At 61.8% G+C, this 24,125-nt stretch carries 19 protein-coding genes; 13 read left to right on the plus strand and 6 right to left on the minus strand.

All coding sequences use genetic code 11. From position 1 onward, the window contains the following. The first annotated feature begins 193 nt into the window (after positions 1-193). From DBR00_RS04090 to DBR00_RS04130, 9 genes are all read left to right on the plus strand, one after another. The gene (locus tag DBR00_RS04090; protein ID WP_108487908.1) at positions 194-1,843 is read left to right on the plus strand and encodes an acyl-CoA synthetase; all 1,650 of its coding nucleotides are present in this window, start codon (positions 194-196) and stop codon (positions 1,841-1,843) included. A gap of 110 nt (positions 1,844-1,953) precedes the next feature. Continuing rightward, positions 1,954-2,955, plus strand: a complete 1,002-nt coding sequence (locus tag DBR00_RS04095) for an extracellular solute-binding protein (protein ID WP_108487907.1) — start codon at positions 1,954-1,956, stop codon at positions 2,953-2,955. 182 nt (positions 2,956-3,137) lie between these two features. Further along, entirely contained in the window at positions 3,138-4,754 is a 1,617-nt protein-coding gene (locus DBR00_RS04100; RefSeq protein WP_108487906.1) for an iron ABC transporter permease, read from the plus strand. 181 nt (positions 4,755-4,935) lie between these two features. Further along, positions 4,936-6,018, plus strand: a complete 1,083-nt coding sequence (gcvT, locus tag DBR00_RS04105) for a glycine cleavage system aminomethyltransferase GcvT (RefSeq protein WP_108487905.1) — start codon at positions 4,936-4,938, stop codon at positions 6,016-6,018. 141 nt (positions 6,019-6,159) lie between these two features. After that, positions 6,160-6,549 (plus strand): glycine cleavage system protein GcvH, encoded by a 390-nt coding sequence (gene gcvH / locus DBR00_RS04110; RefSeq protein ID WP_108487904.1) that lies wholly within the window; start codon positions 6,160-6,162, stop codon positions 6,547-6,549. Positions 6,550-6,862: 313 nt separating this feature from the next. Next, positions 6,863-9,169, plus strand: coding sequence for an Orn/Lys/Arg decarboxylase N-terminal domain-containing protein (locus tag DBR00_RS04115; protein WP_108487903.1), 2,307 nt, complete (start codon positions 6,863-6,865; stop codon positions 9,167-9,169). A 66-nt stretch (positions 9,170-9,235) separates the two neighbouring features. Next, positions 9,236-11,536 (plus strand): Orn/Lys/Arg decarboxylase N-terminal domain-containing protein, encoded by a 2,301-nt coding sequence (locus DBR00_RS04120; RefSeq protein ID WP_108487902.1) that lies wholly within the window; start codon positions 9,236-9,238, stop codon positions 11,534-11,536. Between the two features lie 100 nt (positions 11,537-11,636). After that, positions 11,637-12,965 carry a putrescine-ornithine antiporter gene (gene potE, locus DBR00_RS04125; RefSeq protein ID WP_108487901.1) on the plus strand — a complete coding sequence of 443 codons (1,329 nt, stop codon included), beginning with the start codon at positions 11,637-11,639 and terminating at the stop codon, positions 12,963-12,965. A gap of 35 nt (positions 12,966-13,000) precedes the next feature. Continuing rightward, positions 13,001-13,906: an amino acid ABC transporter substrate-binding protein gene (locus DBR00_RS04130; RefSeq protein ID WP_108487936.1), complete on the plus strand. Its 906-nt coding sequence runs from the start codon at positions 13,001-13,003 to the stop codon at positions 13,904-13,906. Positions 13,907-13,955: 49 nt separating this feature from the next. On the opposite strand, the gene DBR00_RS04135 is transcribed toward DBR00_RS04130, so the two are convergent. From DBR00_RS04135 to DBR00_RS04145, 3 genes are all read right to left on the minus strand, one after another. Next, entirely contained in the window at positions 13,956-14,411 is a 456-nt protein-coding gene (locus DBR00_RS04135) for an NfeD family protein (protein WP_108487900.1), read from the minus strand. A gap of 3 nt (positions 14,412-14,414) precedes the next feature. After that, a complete protein-coding gene (locus DBR00_RS04140) occupies positions 14,415-15,335 on the minus strand; it encodes an SPFH domain-containing protein (RefSeq protein WP_108487899.1) in 921 nt (306 codons plus the stop codon). Positions 15,336-15,459: 124 nt separating this feature from the next. Further along, positions 15,460-17,043, minus strand: coding sequence for a murein L,D-transpeptidase (locus tag DBR00_RS04145; RefSeq protein WP_108487898.1), 1,584 nt, complete (start codon positions 17,041-17,043; stop codon positions 15,460-15,462). A 164-nt stretch (positions 17,044-17,207) separates the two neighbouring features. On the opposite strand from DBR00_RS04145, the gene DBR00_RS04150 reads away from it, so the two are divergent. Beyond that, complete coding sequence (locus tag DBR00_RS04150) at positions 17,208-17,870, plus strand: murein L,D-transpeptidase catalytic domain family protein (protein ID WP_256582966.1); 663 nt, start codon at positions 17,208-17,210, stop codon at positions 17,868-17,870. Positions 17,871-17,884: 14 nt separating this feature from the next. Here the strand turns inward: DBR00_RS04150 and DBR00_RS04155 are convergent, their stop codons facing one another. Both DBR00_RS04155 and rpiA read right to left on the minus strand, forming a co-directional pair. Beyond that, positions 17,885-19,669, minus strand: a complete 1,785-nt coding sequence (locus tag DBR00_RS04155; protein ID WP_108487896.1) for a GspE/PulE family protein — start codon at positions 19,667-19,669, stop codon at positions 17,885-17,887. A gap of 297 nt (positions 19,670-19,966) precedes the next feature. Then, complete coding sequence (rpiA, locus tag DBR00_RS04160; RefSeq protein ID WP_108487895.1) at positions 19,967-20,641, minus strand: ribose-5-phosphate isomerase RpiA; 675 nt, start codon at positions 20,639-20,641, stop codon at positions 19,967-19,969. Between the two features lie 160 nt (positions 20,642-20,801). On the opposite strand from rpiA, the gene ilvA reads away from it, so the two are divergent. Together ilvA and DBR00_RS04170 are read left to right on the plus strand one after the other, a co-directional pair. Beyond that, positions 20,802-22,316 (plus strand): threonine ammonia-lyase, biosynthetic, encoded by a 1,515-nt coding sequence (ilvA, locus tag DBR00_RS04165; protein ID WP_108487935.1) that lies wholly within the window; start codon positions 20,802-20,804, stop codon positions 22,314-22,316. 26 nt (positions 22,317-22,342) lie between these two features. After that, complete coding sequence (locus DBR00_RS04170) at positions 22,343-22,783, plus strand: DUF2269 family protein (protein ID WP_108487894.1); 441 nt, start codon at positions 22,343-22,345, stop codon at positions 22,781-22,783. A gap of 57 nt (positions 22,784-22,840) precedes the next feature. Here DBR00_RS04170 and DBR00_RS04175 read toward each other — a convergent pair whose 3' ends face one another. Then, a complete protein-coding gene (locus DBR00_RS04175) occupies positions 22,841-23,494 on the minus strand; it encodes an HAD family phosphatase (protein ID WP_108487893.1) in 654 nt (217 codons plus the stop codon). 144 nt (positions 23,495-23,638) lie between these two features. Here DBR00_RS04175 and DBR00_RS04180 point away from each other — a divergent pair, with 144 nt between their 5' ends. Then, a complete protein-coding gene (locus DBR00_RS04180; RefSeq protein ID WP_108487934.1) occupies positions 23,639-24,118 on the plus strand; it encodes an RNA pyrophosphohydrolase in 480 nt (159 codons plus the stop codon). Positions 24,119-24,125 lie beyond the last annotated feature (7 nt).

Below are 24,125 nucleotides of genomic sequence, written 5' to 3' on the forward strand. Positions count from 1 at the left end.
GGCGGTTTGTCATGCTGCCGGAACGCTCTAGAACGCGTGGTGCGCCGTGGGTGAGCGTCCAGCATGGCTAGTTGGATGCCTATGCTGACGTGATTGCTGACTTGCGAGTCACGGTTTCGACCAAGGTCGCGCAGCGTTAAAACCCCAGCACTGTTAGGGTTTCTCCAGCCCGAGGTTCAGCTGGAGAACAACCATGCACAGCGTCAATCCCTACGAGTACGGTATGCCCCGCGATGCGGCGAATTTTCAGGCGCTCAGTCCGCTGAGTTTTCTGGAGCGCGCCGCCAGCGTCTATCCGCAGCGTTTGGCGCTGATCAACGGCCCCCTGCGTCAGACCTGGGGTGACACCTACAGCCGCAGCATTCGTCTGGCCTCGGCGCTGGCCCAGCGCGGCATCGGCCTGGGCGACACGGTGGCGGTGATCGCGCCCAACGGCCCGGCGATGTTCGAGGCGCACTTCGGCGTGCCGATGTGTGGCGCGGTGCTGAATGCCATCAACACCCGCCTGGATGCCGAAGCCATCGCCTTTATCCTGCAGCACGGCGAAGCCAAGGTGCTGCTGGTAGATAAGGAGTTCGGCGAACTGGCGCAGCGCGTGGTCGGCCATTTGCCACAGCCGCCGCTGGTGATTGGTATCGATGATGCGGAATACGCCGAGGGCCTGCTGATCGGCCAGCTGGAGTACGAGGCGCTGCTGGCCGAAGGTGATCCGGATTATGCCTGGCAGTTGCCGGCGGACGAGTGGCAGGCGATCTCCCTCAATTACACCTCCGGCACCACTGGCAACCCCAAGGGCGTGGTTTACCACCACCGTGGCGCGCACCTGAATGCCCTGTCCAACGCCATGTGCTGGGACATGAGCCGCTTCCCGGTGTACCTGTGGACGCTGCCAATGTTCCACTGCAATGGCTGGTGCTTTCCGTGGGCGTTGGCGGCGTATGTCGGCGTTAACGTGTGCTTGCGCCATGTGCGCGCCGAAGCCATTTACCCGGCGATTGCCGAGCATGGCGTCGATCATTTCTGCGGTGCGCCGATTGTGCTGAATATGCTGGCCAACGCCGCCGATGATTTAAAGGCGCTGAAGACTCGTCCGGTTAAGGTGCTGACTGCTGGCGCTGCGCCGCCTGCGGCAGTGATCGAAGCCATGGAGGCGCTGGCGTTCCGCGTCACCCACGTCTACGGCCTGACCGAAACCTACGGCCCCAGCGTGGCCTGCGAGTGGAAAAGCGAGTGGGACAGCGAAACCCCTGAGCAGCGCGCGCGCCTGAAATCCCGCCAGGGCGTGCGTGCGCCGTTGCTCGACGGCTTGATGGTGGCCGATCCCGATACCCTGCAACCGGTGCCGAAAGACGGCCAGACCATCGGCGAGATCATGATGCGTGGCAACGTGGTGATGAAGGGCTACCTGAAAAACCCCTCAGCCACTGCCGAAGCCTTTGCCGGTGGTTGGTTCCACTCCGGCGACTTGGCCGTGTGGCACGCCGACGGCTATGTGGAGATCAAGGACCGCAGCAAAGACATCATCATTTCCGGTGGCGAGAACATCTCGTCCATTGAGGTGGAGGACGTGCTGTATCGCCATCCGCAGATCCTCGAAGCCGCCGTGGTGGCCATGGCCCATGCCAAATGGGGCGAAACACCCTGCGCCTTCGTCACCCTCAAACCGGGTGCCGAGCTGACGACCGAGGAGGTGATTGCCTTCTGTCAGATGCGCATGGCGCGTTTCAAGGTGCCGGGCTGCGTGGTGTTTACCAGTCTGCCAAAGACCAGCACCGGTAAGGTGCAGAAGTTTGTCCTGCGCGAGCAGGCCAAGCAGTTGGCCGCGCAGCAGGCAGTGGCATAGGCGGATTGAAGGCACTTGTTACAGGTTTAAATATATAACGAGTTGAGAACCTAAATGCCATTCACTAGTATTTGGCACCTTAACTCGTCTATACCAAGAGGCATTACACCATGCAGGTAAGCAAAGGCTTGTTCGCCGCACTCTCTCTCACCGCGTTGGCCAGCACTGCGCAGGCCGCCGATGAAGTGGTGGTGTATTCCTCGCGTATCGACGAGCTGATCAAGCCGGTGTTCGATGCCTACACCGCGAAAACCGGGGTCAAGGTCAAGTTCATCACCGACAAGGAAGCGCCGCTGATCGCCCGCCTGAAAGCCGAAGGCGCCAATACCCCGGCTGACCTGCTGATCACCGTCGACGCCGGCAACCTCTGGCAAGCCGAGCAGGAAGGCGTGCTGCAGCCGACTAAGTCCGAGCTGATCAACGCCAATATCCCCGCTCAGTACCGCTCGAGCACTGACAGCTGGACCGGCCTGTCGCTGCGCGCACGGACCATTTTCTATTCCACCGAGCGGGTTAAACCGAGCGAGCTGAGCACCTACGAAGCCCTGGCCGACAAGAACTGGGAAGGCCGTCTGTGCCTGCGTACCAGCAAGAAGGTCTACAACCAGTCGCTGACCGCCACCCTGATCGAAACCCATGGTGCGGCCAAGACTGAAGAAATTATCAAAGGTTGGGTCAACAACCTGGCCACCGACGTGTTTGCCGATGACACCGCGCTGCTGCAGGCCATCGATGCTGGTCAGTGCGACGTCGGCATCACCAACACCTACTACTACGGCCGCCTGCATCAGCAGCAGCCTGATCTGAAAGTGAAGCCGTACTGGCCGAACCAGAACGACCGTGGCGTGCACGTCAACCTGGCCGGTGCCGGTGTGACCAAGCACGCACCGCACGCCGAAGCCGCACGCAAGCTGCTGGAGTGGATGACCACCGAAGAAGCGCAGACCATCTTCGCCGGCGTTAACCAGGAGTTCCCGGCCAACCCGGCGGTCGCACCGTCTAAGGAAGTCGCTGCTTGGGGCACCTTTAAGGCCGACTCGATCGCCACCGAAGTGGCCGGCAAGCGCCAGGCCGAAGCGACCATGCTGATGGATCGCGCGGGCTGGCAGTAAGCCTCAGGCTTTCGCCGCTCCAGCTCGTAGGATGGGTCGGACCGCGTAGGTCGAGCGCAGCGATACCCATCGAGTTCCGATGCGATGGGTATCGACGCTACGCGCCTCAACCCATCCTACCTCGTTATACTCGACGCCCCGGCCCAGTCCGGGGCGTTGTGTTTTCAGTCTGAGGAATTTGCGTGGCCCATCCTGCCCAGCGCCGCTGGTACCCCATCGCCCTTACTGTTGCCTTGCTGGTGCTGCTGCCGCTGAGCGTGCTGCTGTTCAGCTGGCACGAGGTCGATAGGCAAATCTGGACGCACCTCTGGCAAACCCAGTTGCCGCGCCTGCTCGGCAATACCCTGGTATTGGTCTTCGGCGTAGGCGTTGGCGTGACGTTGCTTGGCGTGAGCCTGGCCTGGCTCACCAGCCTTTGTGAGTTCCCCGGCAGGCGCTGGCTGGACTGGGCGTTGATGCTGCCATTTGCCATTCCCGCTTATGTGCTGGCGTTCGTGTTTGTCGGCCTGCTGGATTTCGCCGGGCCGCTGCAAACCCTGCTGCGTGAGTGGTTCGGCAGCGGCGTGCGTTTTCCTCGGGTGCGCTCAACCGGTGGGGTGATCATCGTCCTGGTGCTGGTGTTCTATCCCTACGTTTACCTGCTCGCACGCAATGCCTTTCTGGCCCAGGGCAAGGGCTTGATGGAAGCCGCGCGAGTGCTCGGCCTGAGCCCCTGGCGGGCGTTCTGGCGTGTCGCTCTGCCGATGGCACGCCCGGCGATTGGCGCCGGTCTGGCGCTGGCCATCATGGAAACCCTGGCGGATTTTGGTGCCGTGTCGGTGTTCAACTTCGACACCTTCACCACCGCCATCTACAAGACCTGGTACAGCTTCTACAGCCTGACCAGCGCCACCCAGCTGGCCAGCCTGCTGCTGCTGGCGGTGATGCTGGTGCTCTATGGTGAGCGCCGCGCCCGGGGCTCGGTGCGTCCGGTGAATGAGCGGCCGCGCGGCAAGGCGTTGTATCACCTCAAGGGCGGCAAGGCGCTGGCCGCCAGTGCCTGGTGCGGGCTGGTGTTCGCCTGCGGCTTTGTGATTCCGCTGCTGCAGCTGATTGTCTGGTTCTGGCAGCGCGGCCGTTTCGATCTGGATGAGCGCTACAGCGCGCTGATCCTGCACACCCTCTATTTGGGCGCGATGGCTGCGCTGATCACCGTTAGTGTGGCATTGCTGCTGGCGTTCGCCCGGCGTCTGGCCCCGACACGCTTGATGCGTTCAACGGTCGGGCTGGCCAATCTGGGGTATGCCTTGCCCGGCTCGATGCTGGCGGTGGCCATCATGCTGGCGTTCAGTTACCTGGACCGCGAACTGGTGATTCCGCTGTCCAGCTGGCTGGGCGGTGCGGGCAAGCCTATTCTGCTCGGCAGCCTCTCGGCGCTGCTGCTGGCTTACATGATCCGCTTTATGGCGGTGGCCTACGGGCCGCTGGAAAACAGCCTGGCGCGCATTCGCCCCTCCTTGCCGGAAGCGTCGCGCAGCCTGGGTGTCGGCGGCGTTGGGCTTTTCTTCAAGGTCTACCTGCCCCTGCTGGTGCCGGGGGCGCTGTCGGCGGCGCTGCTGGTGTTTGTCGATGTGCTCAAGGAAATGCCCGCCACCCTGCTGATGCGTCCGTTTGGCTGGGACACGCTGTCGGTGCGGGTGTTTGAAATGACCAGCGAAGGCGAATGGGCGCGCGCCGCCTTGCCGGCGCTGACCCTGGTGCTGGTGGGTTTGTTGCCGGTCATTTTGTTGATCCGCCGCTCGGCCCGGCGCATCGGCTAGGGTGTGCGAGCCGCAGAGCGGCGTAATCCGCCGGCTGCCTAACAGGCAGCCAAGACCAAGATGACCGTCCCCGGTCTTGCCGCTACAATGCGCGCCATTCGCAGCGGCTGATCCTCTCGATAGCCCGTGCCAGCATCCGCACCGGTTGCCGCTGCACTGCCCAGCCCGCAAGGAGACACTGATGGGACAGCGCACACCGCTTTACGACCTGCACCTCGCTCTGGGGGCCAAGATGGTCGACTTCGGCGGTTGGGACATGCCGTTGCACTATGGTTCGCAGGTCGAGGAGCACCATCAGGTGCGCCGCGATTGCGGTGTGTTTGATGTGTCGCACATGACCGTGGTCGACATTACCGGCAGCCAGGCCAAAGCCTACTTGCAGCACCTGCTGGCCAACGACATCGGCCGCTTGCAGAGTGTCGGCAAGGCACTCTACAGCGGCATGCTCAATGAGCAGGGTGGCGTGGTCGACGACCTGATCGTCTACCTCACCGACGTGGGTTACCGCGTGGTGGTGAATGCCTCGACCCGCGACAAAGACCTGGCCTGGATGCACCTGCAGAGCGTTGACTTTGACGTGCAGGTGCAAGAACACCGCGAGTTGGCGATGCTGGCCGTGCAAGGCCCGCAGGCGCGCAGCAAGACCGCCGAGCTGGTTAGCGGGCCGCGTGCCAGCCTGATCGAACGCCTCAAACCCTTTGAAGGCCTGCCGGAGGGCGACTGGTTTATCGCCCGCACCGGGTATACCGGTGAAGACGGTCTGGAAATCATGCTGCCGGCCAGCGAAGTGGTGGCCTTTCTCAATGAACTGGTCGGTGCCGGTATTCCCCCCATTGGTTTGGGCGCGCGTGACACCCTGCGCCTGGAAGCGGGGATGAACCTCTACGGTCAGGACATGGACGAAAGCGTCACGCCGCTGGCCTCGAACATGGCCTGGACCGTTGCCTGGGAACCGGCGGAGCGGGCTTTTGTCGGTCGCAGCGCATTGGCCAGGCAAGTCGCCGAAGGCGTCAGCAGCAAACTGGTTGGCTTGGTGCTGGAAGAACGTGGCGTGTTGCGCGCCCATCAGGTGGTGCGGGTTGAGGGCGTCGGCGAAGGTGAAATCACCAGCGGCAGTTTCTCGCCGACCCTGGGCAAATCCATCGCCTTGGCCCGTGTGCCGGCGGCAACCGGTGAGCGTGCCGAAGTGGAGATTCGCGGTAAGTGGTTCCCGGTGCGCGTGGTGAAGCCCAGTTTTGTGCGTAACGGCAAAGCCCTGATTTAGATTCTTGGTGGCCATGGACGGTCAGAAGCCGCGGCCTTGAGGCAGCGGACTAGGTTTTTAAAGACTTTCTTTCGGTATGGCCACGGCCTGCTAAATTTCCCTGACGGCGTGGTCGCCGTCATGTCAGATGAGGAACGACACATGAGCACTATCCCCGCCGATCTGCGTTACGCCGCCAGCCACGAGTGGGCGCGTCTGGAAGCTGATGGCAGCGTTACCGTGGGTATTTCCGATCACGCGCAGGAAGCCCTGGGTGATGTGGTTTTCATCGAGCTGCCGGAAGTGGGCAAAGCCCTCAGCGCCGGTCAGGAAGCCGGTGTGGTGGAGTCGGTCAAAGCTGCCTCCGATATTTATGCACCGATTTCCGGCGAAGTGATCGCAATCAACGATGGCCTGGCCGACAGCCCGGAAAGCGTCAACAGCGACCCGTACGGCAGCTGGTTCTTCAAACTCAAGCCGGCCGATGCCAGCGAACTGGACAAACTGCTCGACGCGGCGGCCTACAAAGCGGTCGCCGACAGCGACGCGTAAGCGGATCGTGTTCAACAAAGCCCTGCTCTGCAGGGCTTTGTTGTTTCTGGGCAGCTGCTTTACGGCATTAGGGTGCGTGCTGCGCTGATTCGTCTTGATCCCGCCGCCTCGATTCGCCAGCCCGAACGGTTGCAGCCGCCACGATGCGGACTAGGCTGTTGATCCATGTCATAGAAGCGTCGTGTGGTTGTCGCATAGTCTGTTGCACGTTTTTGGGAATCATTACCAATTTCGCTGTTCTGTACATCTTCAACAGGCGCACGCTTTCTGATGATCGATCTGGTTGGCGCCAAAGGACTGTGGAGGCAATGCAATGATTGGACGCACCAATAAAACCCTGAAAATGCGCGTGTTACTGGTGGATGACGACCTCGGCAACCCCGGCAGTATGCGCGGTCGTGTGCTGACCGAACTGGTTGATGAATTCGCTGAACGCAATGCTGAGCTGATCAAGGCCATCTCCTTTGATGATGCCCTGGCGGCCGTGGTCTCGGATGCGGCCTTGCATTGCGTGTGCGTCGACTGGACCTTGGGCAAGAACGACGAAGCCTCGCACGCTCAGGCGCTGGAATTGCTGCGCACCATTCGCCAGCGCAACGAGAACCTGCCCGTGTTTCTGCTGGCCGATCGCAATGCGAAAAAGAGCATCACCGTCGAGGCCATGGAACTGGCGGACGAGTTTGTCTGGATGCTTGAAGACACCGCACCTTTTGTTGTCGGCCGGGTGATTGCCGCGATCAACCGCTACCTCGAACACTTGCTACCGCCCTTCACCGACGCGCTGCTGCGTTACACCAGCAAAGACGAGCATTCCTGGGCCGCGCCGGGGCATCAGGGCGGCATTGCCTTTACCAAATCGCCGGTTGGGCGGGTGTTTTTCGACTTTTTTGGTGAAAACCTGTTTCGTGCCGACAGTGGCATCGAGCGCGGTAACCTCGGCTCAGTGCTCGATCACAGCGGCCCGGTCGCGGACTCCGAAGCCTACGTGGCGCGCATCTTCGGCGCCCATGCCTCGTATTCGGTGCTCAATGGCACCTCGGGTTCGAACCGGGCGATCTTTATGGCCTGCGTCGGCGAAAACCAGTTCGCCCTGTGCGACCGCAATTGCCACAAATCCATTGAGCAAGGCCTGGTGCTGAGCGGCGGGTTGCCGCTGTACATGACGCCCACACGCAACCGTTACGGCATCATCGGGCCGTTATTGCCCGCGCAGTTTGACCCGCAGCGTATTCAAACAGCCATTGCCAACCACCCGCTGCGCGCGCAGGCCAAGGGTGACAAAGCGGTCTACGCGGTGGTCACCAACTGCACCTATGACGGCATGTGCCTGCACGCCGAGCGCGCGGAAAATCTGCTGGCGCAGAGCAGCGACCGTATCCACTTCGACGAGGCGTGGTACGGCTACGCGCGCTTTAACCCGTTGTATCAGAATCGCTTCGCCATGCGCGGTGAGCCCAGCAGTCACAAGGCCGATGCGCCCACGGTGTTCGCCACCCATTCCACCCATAAGCTGCTGGCCGCGCTGTCGCAGGCCTCGTTTATCCATATTCGCAATGGCCGCAACCCGGTCGAGCACAGCCGCTTCAATGAGTCGTTTGTGATTCAGGCCAGCACCTCACCGCTGTATGCCCTGTTCGCCTCCAACGAAGTGGGCGCGGCGATGATGGACGGCAAGGGCGGCTACACCCTGACCCAGGACTCGATTCGCGAGGCCGTGGATTTTCGTCAGGCGCTGGCGCGCACCCACCGCGAGTTTGCCAGCCGTGGCGATTGGTTCTTCCAGCCGTGGAACGCGCCACAGGTCCGCGACAGTAAAACCGGCAACCCGGTTGATTTCGCCGACGCCGACCCCGAGCAACTGGTCAGCGACCCGGCCTGTTGGACGCTGGAACCGGGTGCCTCGTGGCACGGCTTTGAGGGCCTGGAAGCCGGTTGGTGCATGCTCGACCCGATCAAGGTCGGCATCATGGTGCCGGGCATGGGGGCTGACGGGCACCTGCTTGAACAGGGCATTCCCGCGCCGATCCTCGGTGCCTTCCTCTATCGCAACAACATCGTGCCGTCGCGCATCACTGACTTTATGGTGCTGTGCCTGTTCAGCATCGGCGTGACCAAAGGCAAATGGGCCACCTTGATCAACGTGCTGCTGGCGTTCAAACGCCATTACGACAACAACACGCCGCTGCAACGCGTGCTGCCGGATCTGCTTGCGCAAAACCCAGAGCGTTATGCCGGCATGGGCCTGCGGGACCTGAGCAACGAGATGTTCGAGTACATGCGCAGCAGCCGCATGGATGCCCTACAGGCCGAGGCCTTTGGCAACCTGCCGCACATCGAGACCACCCCGCGCGCGGCGTTTCAGGCCTTGCAAGCCGGTGAGGCGCAACTGCTGCCCCTGCATCAGGCCGCCGGCCGGGTCACCGCCGTTGGCATCATGCCGTATCCGCCGGGCATCCCGATTGTCATGCCCGGTGAGAACCTGGGGCCGCTGGATGGCCCCTGGATTCGTTATATCCAGGCCCTGCAGAATTGGGGCAACCACTTCCCCGGTTTTGAGAAAGAAGTGGAGGGTGCCGTGCACAAAGACGGCGATTACCACTTCTGGTGCCTTAACCCGTAATCAGGCGCGGGTAAGCGCAACACGACGGTTACCCGCGCAGCGGTATTTATTGAGAAGGAGTTCTGTATGAGTCACGCCAAGTTGCCGTTACCGGCCTCACTGGCCCAGCGTTACCCCGTGCTGATTGTGGTTAATACCCTGGAAAACCCGGACAGCATTGTGCTGCGCAGCGCCGAGGAAGTGGCTGCCGCGTTGTTGCAGCAGGGCCTGGAGGTGGTGCGCGTCAGCTCGCTGGAAGATGCCGAAATCGCCTTTCGCGCCAACCCGGCCTATTGCTGTGTGATCCTCGGTTGGGGCGCTTGCGAGGGTAACCTGCCGCAGGCAATGAGCCTGATTCAGTTGATCCGTCAGCGCACCGCGCAGTTGCCGATCATGCTCGGCATGAGCCGCACCCATCATGGTCAGGTGCCGTTGGCGTTTATCGAAAATATCGACGGCTTTATCTGGCAGCCCGAGGACAGCCCGGAATTTGTCGCCGGGCGCATTGAGGCTGCTGCCCGGCGCTACCTGGACAGCATCCTGCCGCCGTTCTTTGGTGCGCTGGTGAACTTCGCCGACACCCACGAATACTCCTGGCACACACCAGGGCATACCGGTGGCACGGCCTTTATGAAAACCGCCGTGGGCCGTAGCTTTCTGGATTTTTACGGCGAACAGATGCTGCGCTCCGACCTCAGTGTGTCGGTGGGTGAACTGGGTTCGCTGAATGACCATTCCGGGCCGATTGCCGAAGCGGAAAAATACGCCGCGCGGGTGTTTGGTGCGGATTACACCTTTTTCTCGGTGGGCGGCAGCTCAGCCAGTAACGAGATCGTCCTGCATTCAGCGGTGACCGATGGCGATGCGGTGCTGGTCGACCGCAACTGCCACAAGTCGCTGAACTACGCGCTGAATATGTCCGGCGCGGTGCCGCTGTACCTGCGCCCTCGGCGTAATGCGCGCGGGCTGATCGGCCCGGTGCCACGCAGCGAGCTGACGCCTGAGGCGGTGGCGCAGAAAGTGGCCGAAAGCCCTCTGTTGGCGGGCAAGGCGGTGCAGCCGGTGTTGGCCGTGCTGACCAACTCGACCTATGACGGCCTGTGCTACAACGTGCAGACCACCACCCGCGAGCTGAGCCGCAGCGTCGACCGGATTCATTACGACGAAGCCTGGTACGCCTACGCGCGGTTCAATCCCTTGTATGAAGGCCGTTACGGCATGCACCGCGGCGAGCGGCATGCCGACGACGCCACGGTGACCGTCACCCACTCCACCCACAAGCTGCTGGCGGCGCTGTCGCAGGCGTCGATGATCCATATCCGCTCGGGCAAGGTGCCGGTCAAACCGGCGCTGTTCAACGAAGCCTTCATGATGCACACCTCGACCTCGCCGCAGTACAGCATCATCGCTTCCACCGATGTGTCGGCGAAGATGATGGACGACGCTGGCGAGTACCTTACCGACGAGTCGATTGCCGAAGCGATTGGCTTTCGTCAGGCCATGGTGCGTCTGGGCAACGAAGTCCGCACACGCAACCCACAGGACTGGTGGTTTGGCGTGTGGCAGCCGGATGAAGTCAACGGCATCCCCTTCGCCGATATTGACCCGCAGGCCTTGCGTCATGGCGATGCCTGGGTGCTCAAACCGGATGCCAGTTGGCATGGTTTCGGTGATCTGGGCAGCGACTACTGCATGCTCGACCCGATCAAAGTCACGGTGCTGACGCCCGGGCAAACGCTGCAAGGGCAGATGCAGGCCAGCGGCATTCCCGCGCCGCTGGTGTCATCCTTCCTCGCCAGCCGTGGCATCGTGGTGGAAAAAACCGAGCCGTACTCGATTCTGCTGTTGTTCAGCCTGGGCGTGACCAAGGGCAAGTGGGGCTCGCTGGTGGCTGGGTTGCTGGAGTTCAAGAAACACTACGACCACAACGCCTCGCTGGAGTTGGTCATGCCCGAGCTGGTCAGCCAATACCCGGCGCGCTACAGCGGCATGGGCCTGAAAGACCTGGCCGACGCCATGCATGCGGACATGCTCAGCTCCAAGCTGCTGCACAACATGGACGCCGCCTTCAGCTTGCTCCCCGATGTGGTGTCGTCGCCACGCACCACCTTTGCCAGCCTGGTTAAAGGGCAGATTGAGCAGATCGCCGTGCGTGACATGCAGGACCGTACCGTGGCCGTGCAGATCGTGCCCTATCCGCCGGGCATCCCATTGATGATGCCGGGCGAGAAGGCCGGCGCAGACAAGCAGGCGATCATTGACTACCTGCTGGCCATGGAGTTGTTCGACAGCCACTTCCCCGGCTTTGAGCATGACAACCATGGCGTCGAGATTGAGCGTGATGCGCAGGGCGGGCTGGTCTACAAGGTCTATGTGGTCAAACAGTAAGCCCCTGAGCCCGTTAACCACCTCGCTGAGGTCGTTAACGGGCCGCTGTGCTGCATCCGGTGCTGACACGGTCAGTGCCGTCTAGAACAAGGAGAGGTCGATGGCTGGGTCAAGCAAGAAGATGAGCCTGGTGGGGCTCACCACCCTGGTGGCGGTCAATATGATGGGCTCGGGCATCATCATGTTGCCGTCGAGCATGGCCCAGTTGGGGGCCGTTTCGCTGTTGTCATGGATCATTACGGCTGTCGGCTCCATGGCCATTGCTTACTGTTTTGCCCAGTGCGGGATTTACTGCCATCGCTCGGGCGGCATGTCGGCTTACAGCGAGGAGGCGCACGGTAAGTCGGCGTTCTTCCTCTGTTCGTTTCTGTACTTCCTCTCGTTGGCCATCGGCAACGTGGCCATCGGCATTTCGGCGGTGGGTTACCTCACGCCGTTCTTCCCGTGGCTGGGCACCGGTGCCATTCCGCTGTTTGTCGGCACGGTAGGGCTGATCTGGTTGACCACGGTGGCCAACTTCGGTGGCCCCAATATCACCGGCAAGATTGGCTCCATCACTGTGTGGGGCGTGATCATTCCGGTGGCCGGGCTGAGTGTAATCGGCTGGTTCTGGTTTGATGCACAAGTGCTCAAGGAGGCCTGGAACCCGCATAACCTGGTGATCAGCGATGCCATCGCGCAGAGTATTCCGCTGACCTTGTGGGCCTTTTTGGGCATGGAATCCGCGGCGCAAAACTCCGACGCGGTGGACAACCCCGAGCGTAACGTGCCGTTGGCCTGCCTGTTCGGCACCCTGGGCGCGGCGGTGGTGTATGTGCTGTCGACCACCGTGATTCAGGGCATTGTGCCCAACGCTGAGCTGGCCAATTCCAGCGCACCGTTCGCTTATGTCTATGCGCAGATGTTCAACCCCTTTATCGGCAACATCATCATGGGCTTGGCAGTCATGGCCTGTATTGGCTCGCTGCTGGGCTGGCAATTCACCTTGGCGCAAACCGCCAAGGTCACGGCCGATCAGGGCATGTTCCTCAAGCTGTTCGGCAAGGTCACGGCGGTCAACGCCCCGGTGATTGGCATGATTGTCTGCGGTGTGCTGCAAACGCTGTTGGCCCTCTCGACCATCTCGCCCAATGCCAGCGAGCAGTTCAGCAAACTGGTGAATCTGGCGGCGGTGACCAACCTGATTCCCTACGTCACGGCGCTCTCCGGCTTGCTGGTGATCATGTACAAGGCGCGGGTCAGCGCGACGGTGTACACGCGCAACCTCGTGGTGCTGATGGTTGCCATGGTTTATTGCTTCTACGCCCTGTACGCCTCGGGCAAAGACGCCGTGTTTGGCGCGATGCTGGTGCTGGCGCTGGGCTACCTGCTGTACGGCTTTATCGCCAAACGCTTTGTTGCCGAGCAACCCGCGCCCGGTAAGGCGTAATGGCCGGTAAACCCTTTGAATCTGGGGATATGGATATGAATCTTCACCCGTGCAATTCGTTCAACCTGTTGCTGGCCTGCCTGTTGCTGCTGTCGCCTGTTGCGCAGGCCGATACCTTGCAGCGCATCGAAAGCAGCAACACCCTCAACCTGGGCTACATCGACGACATTGCCCCCTTCAGCAGCCTGCAAAACGGTGAGGTCGGTGGCTATGCCATTGAACTGTGCGAGAAGGTGGTCGAACAGGTCAAAACCGAACTGAACCTGCCTGCGCTGCAGGTGCGCTATCAGTCCGTGAAGGCGTCACAAGGGCTGACCGCCGTGCACGACGGCGCGCTCGACCTGCTCTGCTCACCCAGTGTGGAAAGCCTCACTCAGCGTAAACAGGTCAGTTTCTCCTTGCCCATCTACACCGCCGGGTTGGCGGTTTTGGTGCGTAAGGATGCGCCCGAGGCGTTGGTCAAGGTGCTCAACGGCGAGGTGGCGCACAGCGGACCGACCTGGCGCGCCACGCTCAATCGCGGCTTGGCCAACCACACCTACGCGGTTAAACAGGGTGAAGCCACAGAGGCCTGGATTCGCAAGCAGCAACGCATGCTGGGTGTGGTCGCCACGGTGGTGACTGTCAACAGTCAGGAGGAGGGCGTGCAACTGGTGGCTGAGGGTAAGGCCGATGCCTTCTTCTCCGAACGCATGCTGCTCAAGACTTACCTGGCCCGGCGTGATGACGCCAGCGCCATGCAGGTGCTGGAGCGTATCTACGAATATGCCCCGGTGGCCATGGCGTTGCCGCGCGGTGACGAAGACTTCCGCCTGCTGGTCGACACCGCCCTGAGCAAGGCACAACGTTCGGGCGAGCTGGAGCAGATTTACAGCCGCTACTTCGGCGAGCCGGGGGAGATGGTCAAGGCGCTGTTCAAGGTGTACGCCCTGCCTGAGTGACAGGCCGCGAACCGGCACTGGGTGTTGTCCGCCAGTGCCGGGTTATGTGTCAGGCGGATTGCTCGGCCTCGACCCGCAGCACCACACCGTCCTGCCCCACCACGCGTACCGGCGTGCCCGCCGGCAGATTCGGGCCGCTGACCAACCACAATGAATCTCCGGCTTTTATCTTGCCGCGTCCTTCATGGATGGCTTCATGCAGGGCAAAGGTGCGCCCCATGAATTCGCTGCCACGCTGGTTCAGCCCCGGCTGATCGGAGGGTTTGGCGGCGCTGCGTTGGCGTTGCCACCAGAACACCGCCGTCAGCACCGACAACAGGCCGAACAGGATGAACTGCGCTGCCCAGGGCAGGCCCGGGAAGATAAAGGTCAGCAGGCCGACGCTGGCGGCGGCCAGGCCGATCCACAGCAGATAGCCACCGGCGCCAAACACTTCCAGGATCAACAGCAGGGTGCCCAGGGCCAGCCAGTTCCAGTACGACAGATGCTGCAAGAAGTCCCACATGGCTTAACCCTTCCGCTCACCGAAGGTGGCTTTGACGATTTCACTGATACCGCCCACCGCGCCAATCACCTGGCTGGCTTCCAGCGGCATGAGGATGACCTTGCTGTTGTTGGCGCTGGCCAGTTGGCCAAGGGCTTCGATGTATTTCTGTGCGACGAAATAATTGACCGCCTGCACGTTACCCTGAGCAATCGCCTCGGAAACCATGCGCGTAGCCTCGGCTTCGGCCTGGGCGGCCCGCTCGCGCGCTTCGGCTTCGAGGAAGGCGGCCTGGCGCTGGCCTTCAGCCTTGAGGATGTCGCCTTGCTTCTGCCCCTCGGCGGTGAGGATGGCGGCGGCACGCAGGCCTTCGGCTTCGAGGATCTGCGCGCGCTTGATGCGTTCGGCTTTCATCTGCCCGGACATGGCCGCCATCAGGTCGGCGGGCGGGCTGATGTCCTTGATTTCGATGCGGGTGATCTTGATGCCCCAAGGTGCTGTGGCTTCATCCACGGTTTTGAGCAGGCGCTCGTTGATCGCGTCACGCTGGCCGAGCATGGCGTCCAGTTCCATTGAGCCGAGCACGGTGCGGATATTGGTCATCACCAGGTTGCGGATGGCGTGCTCGAGGTTGTTCACCTCGTAGGCGGCTTGCGCCGAATTGATGATCTGGAAGAAGCAGATGGCGTCAATCTGCACCGTGGCGTTGTCGGCGGTGATGACTTCCTGCGGCGGGATGTCCAGCACGCTTTCCATGACATTGAGCTTGCGGCCGATCTTGTCCATCACCGGGACGATGATGTTCAGGCCCGGTTTGAGTGTGTTGGTGTAACGGCCGAAGCGCTCCACCGTCCACTCGAACCCCTGTGGCACGACTTTGAATCCCATAAAGACGATGGCGACGGCGAGGCCGACAAAGAGAAAAATAACGCTGCCAATTTCCATGTGGTGAAGCTCCTTGATGAGGGGATGTTTGCTGGGTAGCGGCTCAGGTATCTAAGCACAGTTGGCCTTGGCGCTGCTGTCGATGCTGTTGCAAGGTGCGCCGATCAACGGTTGCATCGGCCGGTCAGGGTGCGTGCTGGGCCAGCGCCTGGATCAGGCGGGCGTCACGCGCGTAGATGTCCGGGTAGTAGCGCACGCCACCGCTGTTGTTGGCCTCGGCAGTCCAGTAGGCAATCAGCAAGGGCGCGGGATGGCGTAAACGGTACTGCTGGGTGGTACCGTCGGCGATACGCGCGCGTACCGTGCCCAGCTCGTCGGGACTAAGCAGCCAGGCCAGCAGGTTGTCCACGGCTTCGACCCGCACGCAACCGGAGCTGAACGCGCGTGGTGCCTTGCTGAACAGCTGCTGGCTGGGGGTGTCATGCAGGTATACGGCAAACGGGTTGTCGAAGCGCAGGGCCAGGCGGCCGAGCGGGTTGAGGCTGCCGGCGGCCTGGCGCAGGCGGATGGCACCTGGGTTATCCCAGTCGACGGTCTGTGGGTCGAGGCGGTTGCCATCACGGTCGAGCACGCTGATCTGATGACGCTCCAGGTAGCCGAGATCGTTGCGTATCGCCGGTATTTTATCCTCGCGCAGGATGGTCGGCGGTACGGTCCAGGTTGGATTGAGGGTCAGGCGCTCCAGGCGCGAGGCTAACAGCGGTGTCTGTCGATCGGCACGGCCGACCTGGGTACGGCTACGCCATAGCAACTGTTCCTGACGCCAGATCTGCAGCTCGCCAGCAGCTACGTTGATCAGTACTTCGGCCGCGCGTACATCATCCGCCAGCCAGCGCAGGCGTTCGAGGTTGGCGCGCAGCTGTTCGCGGCGCACCTGGGCGCTGACATTCAGCTCGGTCAGGCTGGCGGGGCCGAGAATGCCGTCGGGGTTGAGCCCGTGGTCACGCTGGAACTGTTCCAGTGCCGCTTGAGTGTCCGCATCGTAGTGGTTGTCCGGTTTGCCTGCTGCGGGCGTCAGATAGCCTTCGGCGCTCAGGCGCTGGCGCAAGGTTGGCAGGCGCGGATCTTCGCCCTGTGGTTTGAGCAGGGCGCCGGCGTCCAGGGTCGGCCACTCGACCAGAGGTTGCAGGCGTTGCCGGGCATAGACCTGGCGCAAGTGCTGGTATTGCGCGCTGGCAGGTCGCGCGCTGACAAATGCCTGGCTCGGCATCTGCACGTGCAGCAAGGCCAGTGACAGGGTGGCCAACTGGGGATCGGCAGTGGTCAGCGCCGGTGAGCGCCACAGCGGTTCCAGGCGCTGTTGCAACAATCGGCCGCGGCGCAGGTGCAGCAGTGCCTGCAGGTAACTGTGGGTGGTCAGCAGGTCGGCGCAGTCGTAGCGCTCAATTTGCGTATTGGCCACCAGCGGCAGGGGGTAGGCGCTGCTCGCTAGGCCATCGTCGGCGAGCTGCTCGATCTGCTCATTTAACTGCAGCAGTTGCGCACTGCTCTGCCAGGCCGGCTGGCCTGCGCGCTGGGCATAGAACTGCTGCAGGAGGTCTTCGGCCTTTTCGTCTAGGCTTGCCGGTAGCGGTGCGCAGTGCGCGCGGAGGTTCGTCAGCAGCGGGCGCAGATCGCCTGGCTTGGCGAACAGTGGCGCAGCAGCATTCGCGACCAGTGGCAGGAGGAGCAGGGTGAGGCTCAGGTAACATGGCGTTTTTTTGAACAATCGACTGCTCCAGTCCTTGGTTCAGAGCGGTATTGCGCAGGGCAAACATTTGCGCAGTATAGACGGGGGCGCATTAGGCTCCTGTGACAGACCCGGAGGTAGTGGCGTACATGTTCGGACGGTTATCCCGCTTTCTGCTGGCCCTGTGCCTGGCGACAGCGCCAATGGCGGCGTTGGCTGGCGGGTTGGATGCCCTGCAACGTGACTTGTCCAGGGTCGCTCCGGGGCTTAATCCGCAGGCCCTGCGCCATGCCCTGGCGGCCATGCAGTGTGCGGTCAATCATGGCGCTGATCCGGCGCGCCGCCTGGCGGTGATCGATTATTCGCGGCCTTCCAGCGAGCGACGGTTGTGGATCTTCGATTTGCAGCGCAAGCGTTTGCTGCTGCGTGACTTCGTCGCCCATGGCCGCAAATCCGGGGAGAACTTCGCCGAGCTGTTTTCCAATCGCCTGGGTAGCCATCAGTCCAGTTTGGGCCTGTTCCGCACGGCGGAAAGCTACCGCGGCAAGCACGGTTATTCCCTGCGCATGGACGGGCTAGAACCGGGTTTGAATGACCTGGCCCGCGAGCGGGCCATCGTGATTCACGGTGCGGGCTATGTGAACCCGCGCTGGGTGGCGAAACATGGCCGTATCGGGCGCAGCCTGGGTTGCCCAGCGGTGCGCCCGGAAGTGGCGCGGATGGTGGTCGATCAGCTCAAGGGCGGGCAGTTTCTGTTTGCCTGGCATTCCAATCAGCGTCTGCTGCAAGCCTCGGCCTATCTGCAGTGCAAACCGCAGCGGGTCGCAAGCCTTCTCGCCCGCCAGCAGCGCTTGCCTAGAAGCTGAGGCGTCTAACGGCGCTATTTCTGCTCGCTCTGCGGGGTGACCCGCAGCACTTCCTCGATGGTGGTCAGGCCGGCGGCCACCTTCTGTGCACCGGACAGGCGCAGGCTGCGCATGCCTTCTTTGAACGCGTGCCGGCGCAGGGCGATCAGGTCCGTGTCCTCCGTGATCAAGGGCTTCATCGCATCATTGATCAGCATGATTTCATACACCCCGGCGCGCCCTTTGTAGCCGGTGTCGCGGCATTCCAGGCAGCCCACGGCGCGGTGTGCCTGCGTTGGCAGCGGCGCGCTCCAGGGTTTGGTCAGGCTCTGCCAGCCGTCTTCATCCAGCGTGTGCGGCGCTTTGCAGTGCGGGCATAGGGTGCGCACCAGGCGCTGGGCCATGACGCCGAGCAGGGTGGCCTTGAGCAGGTAATGCGGCACGCCGAGTTCCAGCAGGCGGGTGATGGCGCTGGGGGCGTCGTTGGTGTGCAGGGTGGACAGCACCAGGTGGCCGGTCAGCGCCGCCTGGATCGCCATCTCGGCGGTTTCCAGGTCACGGATCTCGCCGACCATGATGATGTCCGGGTCTTGGCGCATCAGCGCGCGCACGCCGCTGGCGAAGGTCAGATCGATATTGCTCTGCACTTGCATCTGGTTGAAGGTGCCCTCGATCATCTCGATCGGGTCTTCGATGGTGCAGACGTTGACCTCAGGCGTGGCCAGTTGCTTGAGCGTGGTGTACAGCGTGGTGGTCTTGCCCGAGCCGGTAGGGCCGGTGACCAGGATGATGCCATTAGGTTGGCTGGTCATGCTCTGCCAGCGCTTCAGGTCATCGGCGGAAAAACCCAGCTGGTCGAAGCTTTTCAGCAGCACTTCCGGGTCGAAGATTCGCATCACCATCTTTTCGCCAAAGGCGGTGGGCAGGGTCGATAGGCGCAGTTCGACTTCACCGCCGTCCGGGGTTTTGGTCTTCACCCGGCCATCTTGCGGTTTGCGTTTTTCTGCCACGTTCATCCGCCCGAGGCTCTTCAGGCGGCTGACAATGGCCATGGTCACCTGCGGCGGGAATTGATAGACGGTGTGCAGCACACCGTCGATGCGAAAGCGCACGCTGCCCTGCTCGCGCCGCGGTTCGATATGGATATCACTGGCGCGTTGGGTAAAGGCGTACTGGAACAACCAGTCGACGATATTGACGATATGCGCGTCGTTGGCATCGGGCTCCTGATCCTGCGCGCCGAGGTTGAGCAGTTGCTCGAAGTTGCCGGCGCTGCTGGTCTTCACCTCGCCCGCGTTCGCTCCGGTGACCGATTTGGCCAGTCGGTAGAATTCCACGGTGAAACGCTGAATATCCGTCGGGTTGGCCACCACGCGCTTGATCGGGCGCTTGAGCACATGGATCAGATTGGCTTCCCAGCTGTGCACCAGGGGTTGGCTGCTGGCAATGGTTACGCTGTCGTTATCCACCGCCACGGCAAGAATCTTGTGGCGCTGGGCGAAGGCGTAGGACATCAACGGAGTGATGGCGGCGACATTGATTTTCAGCGGGTCGATGCGCAGAAAGGGCTGGCCGCATTGTTCCGCCAGCCAACTGGTCAGGCCTTCCAGTTCAAGCTTCTTGCCAGGGCTTTTCAGATCATCCAGTTGCTGCGCGGCAAGAAATTCCAGCGGGTGCTGCTGGTTATTCACGGCACTGCGGCGGATCGCCAGGCATTGTTCGGCATTGTCCTGATTGGTCCGGCCCTGGGCGACCAGCTCTCGCAGCAGATCGGCGAGTTCCAACTGGCGATCATGGGTGGACGAGACGAATGCGGACATAAAGCTCCCTGGCGATCCTGATTACGTTTTAACGACCTGCTAAGCACTGCCGGCAGCATGACGGCAAGGACGCAGGCTGTCTGCCGACTTGATCCATTTTTGCACAGCTGCCGATTCCTGCTCTGGGTCAGAACCTGTTCAGAGTCTGGCAAGCCAGAGTCATGCAAGGCGCTACGTTAGTAACAGCCTCCGGCTGGTCAAAACAGGCGAGGAAGCGGAGTTTACTGATGTAGATGAGCATCCCGAGCCTGTTTTTAACGCAGCAGGGCCGGCGCGCAGCCGACTGCGGGTAGGTTCTCAGGCGCGCTTGAGGGTTTTCACACCCTCTGCGGTGCCGAGCAGCAGCACGTCAGCCGGGCGTGCAGCAAACAGGCCATTGGTGACCACGCCGACGATGGCGTTGATCTGGCTTTCCAGCTCCACGGGGTTGGTGATCGACAGGTTGAACACGTCGAGGATGATATTGCCGTTGTCGGTCACTACGCCTTCACGGTACACCGGATCGCCACCGAGTTTGACCAGTTGCCGGGCGACATGGCTGCGCGCCATCGGGATCACTTCCACTGGCAGTGGGAACGCGCCGAGTACCGGCACCAGCTTGCTGGCGTCGGCAATGCAGATAAAGGTCTGCGCCACCGCTGCGACGATCTTCTCGCGGGTTAGAGCGGCGCCGCCGCCCTTGATCAGATTGAGGTGCTCGTCGCTCTCGTCGGCGCCGTCGACATAGAACTCCAGGTCGCTGACGGTGTTCAGCTCATACACGGGAATGCCATGGCCCTTGAGGCGTGCGGCGGTGGCTTCGGAGCTGGCCACGGCACCGTCGAACTCCATCTTGTGCTTGGCCAGGGCATCGATAAAGCAGTTGGCGGTGGAGCCGGTGCCGACACCGATCACACTCTTGGCGTCGAGTTTGGGAAGAATAAAGTCGACGGCAGCCTGGGCAACGGCTTGCTTGAGTTGATCCTGGTTCATCTTTAGGCCTGGTGTGGGAATGGTGGAAAGGCGCGAATTATAGCCTGACTGAGGCGCCAGCGGGCCGCTGGCTGGGAAAACCCCGTGGCTTGTATGGTCGTTCGGCGCAGCGCTGGGGTAGACTCGCTGACTCCCTGAAAAGCCGCCTGCGATGCCCGCCATGCTCGAACAGTACGTCAAGAAAATCCTCACCTCGCGCGTTTATGACGTGGCGGTGGAAACCCCGCTGCAGGTGGCTAATCAGCTATCCGAGCGCCTGGGCAACCAGATTCTGCTCAAGCGTGAAGACCTGCAGCCGGTGTACTCGTTCAAGATTCGTGGTGCGTACAACAAGCTGGCGCAGCTCTCAGCTGAAGAACAGGCGTGCGGTGTGGTCACCGCGTCGGCCGGCAACCATGCCCAAGGCCTGGCGCTGGCGGCCAAAGTGCTGGGTGTTAAAGCCACCATCGTGATGCCCAAGACCACGCCGGAGATCAAGGTGCAGGGTGTACGCTCGCGGGGCGGTAAGGTGGTGCTGCATGGCGACAGCTTCCCTGAGGCATTGGCTTTTTCGCTGAAACTGGTCGAGGAAAAGGGCTACATCTATATCCACCCCTACGATGATCCGCACACTATCGCCGGCCAGGGCACCATTGCCATGGAAATTCTCCGTCAGCAGCCGGGCAAGCTCGATGCCATCTTTGTGCCGTGCGGCGGCGGTGGGCTGATTGCCGGGATCGCCGCCTACGTGAAATACCTGCGCCCGGAAATCAAGGTAATCGGCGTCGAGCCGGACGACTCCAATTGCCTGCAAGCGGCCATGGCCGCTGGTGAGCGCGTGGTGCTGAGCCAGGTCGGTTTGTTCGCCGATGGCGTGGCCGTGGCGCAGATCGGCCAGCACACCTTCGAGGTGTGCAAGGACTATGTCGATGAAGTGATCACCGTCAGCACCGACGAGATCTGCGCGGCGATCAAGGACATTTACGATGACACCCGCTCGATCACTGAGCCAGCGGGGGCGCTGAGTGTCGCCGGGATCAAGAAGTACGTGGAGCGCGAAGGCTGCCGCGGCCAGGTGCTGGTGGGCATCGACTCCGGTGCCAACGTCAATTTCGACCGCCTGCGCCATGTCGCCGAGCGCGCCGAGCTGGGCGAAAAGCGTGAAGCGATCATCGCCGTGACCATCCCCGAGCAGCCCGGCAGCTTCAAAGCCTTCTGCGAAGCGCTCGGCAAGCGGCAGATCACCGAATTCAATTACCGTTTCCACGAAGACAAAGAGGCGCACATCTTTGTCGGTGTGCAGACCCACCCGGACAGCGATCCGCGTGCCGCGCTGGTGCAAGGGCTGCGTGATCAGGGCTTCCCGGTGCTGGACTTGACCGAGAACGAACTGGCCAAACTGCACATCCGTCACATGGTCGGCGGGCATGCGGCGGCCGTGCCGGATGAAGTGGTGCTGCGCTTTGAGTTCCCTGAGCGTCCGGGTGCGCTGTTTAATTTCTTACAAAAACTCGGTGGCCGCTGGAATATCTCGATGTTCCACTATCGCAACCATGGTGCTGCCGATGGTCGCGTCGTCGCGGGGCTGCAAGTGCCGCAAGCCGAGCGACATCTCGTGCCGGCGGCGCTGGAAGCCATCGGTTATCCCTATTGGGATGAGAGCGACAATCCGGCGTACAAACTCTTTCTTGGATAAGCCGGAAACCCGGTAGGACTGAATCAATGGAACACTATCCGCTACTGAAAATGTTGCACATGCTGCCCGGTATCCTCCTGCTGATCGGCGTGCCCGTGCACCTGTTTATGCTCTGGAAAGCCACGCGCAGTGGCGATGCCGCTGTGTTGCAGCGCAAGCTCAAGCGCACCCGCCTGATCAGCCTGCCGGTGCTCGGCCTGCTGGCCCTAAGCCTGCCAGTAACCGGCTGGTTGCTGGTTGACCTCATCGGTTGGCCGTTGAGCCAGACCTGGCTGCTGCTGAGCAGTGTGCTGTTTGTTGTGTTGATGGTGGTGGGCCTGCTGCTGGCCGGTCGTTTGTCAGCTTGGCAAGCCCTCAACGGCGCGCCGGCACCCAAGCGCTTGCTGAATTTCTGCGCTGTCTATGCCGGTCTTATTCTGCTGTTGCTGCTGGTGATCATGGCCCTGATGGGTGCCAAGCCGGTCTGAGCTGGCTTGCAAACAAAAACGCCGCCTGATCAGGCGGCGTTTTTATTGGCGGCGGATTCAGCGCAGCGAGATCACTGGCCAGCCGCGTTGTTCGGCTTCGGCGCGCAGCTTCGGGTCGGGATCGACGGCGAAGGGGTGGGTGACGTGCTCCAGCAGCGGCAGGTCGTTCATGGAGTCGCTGTAGAAGTAGCTGTCGTTGAGGTTCAGGCCGCTCTCCGCCAGCCAGCGGTTCAGGCGCGTGACCTTGCCTTCCTTGAAGCACGGCACATCGGTGGTGCGCCCGGTGTAGCGGCCATCTGCCATTTCGCATTCGGTGGCCAGCAGCGTGTCGACGCCCAAGCGCGCCGCAATCGGCGCGGTGACGAAGCGGTTGGTGGCGGTGATGATCAGCAGCTTGTCGCCGGCTTCGCGGTGTTCGGCCAGCAATGCTTCGCCCTTGGCGAGGATGATGGGCTCGACGCAATCGCGCATAAATTCGCGGTGCCATTGCTCCAGCTGGGCCATTTCCGTGCGGCCGAGGATTTCCAGGCTGAAATTCAGGTAGTCGGTGATGTTCAGGCGGCCTGCCAGGTAGTCCTGATAGAAGTCATCGTTACGCGCCTTGTAGGCGATGCCGTCGAGAATGCCGCGTTCACACAGGTAATCACCCCAGGCGTGGTCGCTGTCGCCACCGAGCAGGGTGTTGTCGAGATCGAATAAAGCCAAACGCACGGGAACCCCTTTAACTGCCTGCCACGAAAGGCGGCCAGAATAACGGCTTTTATACGGCTTTCCTATTACACGGGCCGCTCGCGTTGCTGCTGCTGCGGGCTTTGTGGAACAATGCCGAAACATGCGTTTACGAGGTTGTGCGCCGTGATCGATCCTGATGGTTTTCGCCCGAATGTCGGCATCATTCTGACCAATGATGTTGGCCAGGTGTTGTGGGCGCGTCGGATAAACCAGGACGCCTGGCAGTTCCCACAAGGCGGGATCAATGACCATGAGTCGCCGGAAGAGGCGCTGTACCGCGAATTGAACGAAGAAGTGGGGCTGGAACAGCAGGATGTGAAAATTCTCGCCTGCACCCGGGGCTGGTTGCGTTATCGTCTGCCCCAGCGCCTGGTGCGCACGCACAGCCAACCGCTGTGCATCGGGCAGAAACAGAAGTGGTTTCTCCTGCGTTTGACTGGCGCAGAAGACCGGGTACGCATGGACCTGACCGGTAAGCCGGAATTCGACGGTTGGCGCTGGGTCAGTTACTGGTACCCGCTGGGCCAGGTGGTGACATTTAAACGCGAGGTTTACCGTCGCGCCCTCAAGGAACTCGCGCCGCGCCTTTTGGCACGCGACTGACACAGGC

The organism is Pseudomonas sp. HMWF032, assembly GCF_003060885.1.
Classification (GTDB): domain Bacteria; phylum Pseudomonadota; class Gammaproteobacteria; order Pseudomonadales; family Pseudomonadaceae; genus Aquipseudomonas.

What these genes read in the sequence shown, in the direction of transcription:
- DBR00_RS04090 (WP_108487908.1), top strand. Translation starts at nt 194, where the DNA reads ATGCACAGCGTCAATCCCTACGAGTACGGTATGCCCCGCGATGCGGCG.
- DBR00_RS04095 (WP_108487907.1), top strand. Translation starts at nt 1,954, where the DNA reads ATGCAGGTAAGCAAAGGCTTGTTCGCCGCACTCTCTCTCACCGCGTTG.
- gcvT (WP_108487905.1), top strand. Translation starts at nt 4,936, where the DNA reads ATGGGACAGCGCACACCGCTTTACGACCTGCACCTCGCTCTGGGGGCC.
- gcvH (WP_108487904.1), top strand. Translation starts at nt 6,160, where the DNA reads ATGAGCACTATCCCCGCCGATCTGCGTTACGCCGCCAGCCACGAGTGG.
- DBR00_RS04115 (WP_108487903.1), top strand. Translation starts at nt 6,863, where the DNA reads ATGATTGGACGCACCAATAAAACCCTGAAAATGCGCGTGTTACTGGTG.
- DBR00_RS04120 (WP_108487902.1), top strand. Translation starts at nt 9,236, where the DNA reads ATGAGTCACGCCAAGTTGCCGTTACCGGCCTCACTGGCCCAGCGTTAC.
- potE (WP_108487901.1), top strand. Translation starts at nt 11,637, where the DNA reads ATGGCTGGGTCAAGCAAGAAGATGAGCCTGGTGGGGCTCACCACCCTG.
- DBR00_RS04130 (WP_108487936.1), top strand. Translation starts at nt 13,001, where the DNA reads ATGAATCTTCACCCGTGCAATTCGTTCAACCTGTTGCTGGCCTGCCTG.
- DBR00_RS04135 (WP_108487900.1), bottom strand. Translation starts at nt 14,411, where the DNA reads ATGTGGGACTTCTTGCAGCATCTGTCGTACTGGAACTGGCTGGCCCTG.
- DBR00_RS04140 (WP_108487899.1), bottom strand. Translation starts at nt 15,335, where the DNA reads ATGGAAATTGGCAGCGTTATTTTTCTCTTTGTCGGCCTCGCCGTCGCC.
- DBR00_RS04150 (WP_256582966.1), top strand. Translation starts at nt 17,208, where the DNA reads ATGGCGGCGTTGGCTGGCGGGTTGGATGCCCTGCAACGTGACTTGTCC.
- DBR00_RS04155 (WP_108487896.1), bottom strand. Translation starts at nt 19,669, where the DNA reads ATGTCCGCATTCGTCTCGTCCACCCATGATCGCCAGTTGGAACTCGCC.
- rpiA (WP_108487895.1), bottom strand. Translation starts at nt 20,641, where the DNA reads ATGAACCAGGATCAACTCAAGCAAGCCGTTGCCCAGGCTGCCGTCGAC.
- ilvA (WP_108487935.1), top strand. Translation starts at nt 20,802, where the DNA reads ATGCTCGAACAGTACGTCAAGAAAATCCTCACCTCGCGCGTTTATGAC.
- DBR00_RS04170 (WP_108487894.1), top strand. Translation starts at nt 22,343, where the DNA reads ATGGAACACTATCCGCTACTGAAAATGTTGCACATGCTGCCCGGTATC.